The following is a 2,333-nucleotide window of genomic DNA, read 5'->3' on the forward strand; positions in this document are numbered from 1 at the left end:
TCCCTCGCGCGTGCTACTCGGCCGCGAGGCGGCCTCGCAGGCACGCGCCACCGCATACGTCCGCAACTGCGCTACTCGAACTCCGGCTCGCGCTTCTCCAAGAACGCCCGCATGCCCTCGCGCTGGTCGTGCGTGCCGAACAGCCCGGACCACGCGCGACGCTCCAGCGCGAGCCCGCCCCGTTGCGTCCCGTCGTGGACCGCGTTCAGCGCTTCCTTCGCCGCCCGGGTGGCGAAGGCGGGTTTCGCGGCCAACTCGCCGGCCAGTTCGTCGATTCGGTCGTCGAACGCGTCGTCGTCGACCACTTCGCCGACGAGTCCGAGTTCGGCCGCCTCGCTCGCGTCGATTCGCTCGCCCAAAAAGACGAGCCGCTTTGCGGTCTCGTCGCCGACCAGCCGCGAGAGGCGCTGCGTGCCGCCCCAGCCCGGGATGATCCCGAGGTCGATCTCGGTCTGCCCGAGGACCGCGCTCTCGGCGGCGACCCGGAGGTCACAGGCCAGCGCCAGTTCGCAGCCCCCGCCGAACGCGTAGCCGTCGATCGCCGCGACGGTCGGCGCCGGGAACGACTCGATCGCGCCGGCGACCCGGTGGCCGAGCTCCGCGTACGCCTGTGCCTCGGGCGTCGACAGCTCGACCATGTAGGAGATGTCCGCGCCCGCGACGAACGCCTCGTCGCCCGCGCCGGCCAGTACCAGCGCGCGGGCGTCGGCCGCCTCGGCCTCGCCGAGCGCCTCCTCGATCGCTTCGAGCGTGTCGACGGTGAGGGCGTTGAGCTGTGCCGGGCGGTCGACGGTGAGCGTCGCGACGCCGTCGTCGACGTCGAGCGTGATCGTGTCCCAGGTCATACCGGCCCCTCGCGGGCCGGCGTGAAAGTCGTTCGGCAGGCGGTAGCGCGGCCCATTCGCGGAGCCCCGCCTCCGCGCTCAGATCTCCTCGCGGCTGTCGATCTCGGAGTAGATGAACCACGCCGTGGTGTACGCGCCGATGAACAGCAGGTAGCCGAAGACCAGCCCGACGAGCTGACGGGAGCCGAGCCCGTCGGGAAGCGTCCGCGAGAGGATCCCGAGCGCCACGGCGAAGACGACCAGCGAGAACAGGCCCGAGAGGGCGTACACGCCCAGGTCGGAGGTGAGACGATCGCGCACGCCCCCACCAACGGGATCCGTTTATTAACCGCCATCGATCGCGGCGAGGGAACCACCGCGCGACGCCGTCTCAGACGCGACCGACCGATCGCCCGGTCGGTTGCGCGGATTGCAACCCCTATATGCCCTCGGCCGTACGGTCGGGTATGAACGGGAACCGGTTCGGGCGGCTCTTCCAGCTGACGACGTACGGCGAGAGCCACGGCGACGCGATGGGCGTGACGGTCTCGGGCGTCCCCGCGGGCGTCGAGCTCGACGAGGAGGCGATCCAGGCGCAGCTCGACCGGCGGAAGCCGGGCCAGTCGATGATCACGACCTCGCGCGGCGAGCCCGACGAGGTCGTCGTCAACTCCGGCGTCCAGGACGGCTACACCACCGGCACGCCGATCGGCATGGTGATACAGAACAAGGACGCGCGCTCCGGGAAGTACGAGCCGTACGTGACGGCGCCGCGCCCCTCGCACGGCGACTACACCTACTCCGCGAAGTTCGGCACGCGCAACTGGGGCGGCGGCGGGCGCTCCTCCGCGCGCGAGACGGTGAACTGGGTCGCCGCCGGCGCGGTCGCCGAGCAGGTGCTCGACGCCTCTGATCACGACGTACAGATCAAGGCCCACGTCAACCGCATCGGCGACGTGGAGGCCGACCCCGTGAGCTTCGAGCAGCTCCTCGAACGCAGCGAGGAGAACGACGTGCGCTGCGCGGACCCCGACGCCGCCGCCGAGATGCAGGAGCTCATCGAGGAGTACCAGGAGCGGGGCGACTCCATCGGCGGCTCCATCCACTTCGAGTGTCGCGGCGTCCCGCGCGGGCTCGGCGCGCCGCGGTTCGACAGCTTCCCCGCGCGACTCGGGCAGGCGATGTTCTCGATCCCGGCGACGACGGGCGTCGAGTACGGGCTCGGGAACGCGGCGACCGACGTCGCCGGCAGCGAGCGCAACGAGGACTGGACGTTCGACGACGGCGAGTCCTTCGACCACGTCGAGAGCGACGAGGGCGACCCCGTCCCCGAGGGGAACGACCACGGCGGCCTTCAGGGCGGGATCACGACCGGCGAGCCGATCTACGGCGAGGCCACGTGGCACGCGCCGACCTCGATCCCGAAGAAGCAGCGCTCGGCCGACTGGGAGACCGGCGAGGAGAAGGAGGTCCAGGTCGTCGGCCGCCACGACCCCGTGCTCCCGCCGC

The 2,333-nt window shown here is 71.3% G+C and carries 3 protein-coding genes; 1 reads left to right on the top strand and 2 read right to left on the bottom strand.

Annotated elements, in window-relative coordinates; all coding sequences use genetic code 11:
- Positions 1–71 precede the first annotated feature (71 nt).
- Both SD626R_RS09755 and SD626R_RS09760 read right to left on the bottom strand, forming a co-directional pair.
- Positions 72–845, bottom strand: a complete 774-nt coding sequence (locus tag SD626R_RS09755) for an enoyl-CoA hydratase/isomerase family protein (protein ID WP_092566122.1) — start codon at positions 843–845, stop codon at positions 72–74.
- 78 nt (positions 846–923) lie between these two features.
- Positions 924–1,145, bottom strand: coding sequence for a hypothetical protein (locus tag SD626R_RS09760; protein ID WP_092566124.1), 222 nt, complete (start codon positions 1,143–1,145; stop codon positions 924–926).
- A gap of 146 nt (positions 1,146–1,291) precedes the next feature.
- Between SD626R_RS09760 and aroC the strand changes: the two genes are divergently transcribed.
- The coding region (aroC, locus tag SD626R_RS09765) for a chorismate synthase (protein ID WP_092566126.1) at positions 1,292–2,333 on the top strand (1,042 nt) is incomplete at its 3' end.

Origin of the sequence: Halorubrum sp. SD626R, from assembly GCF_001261915.1 — an archaeon.
Lineage (GTDB): Archaea > Halobacteriota > Halobacteria > Halobacteriales > Haloferacaceae > Halorubrum.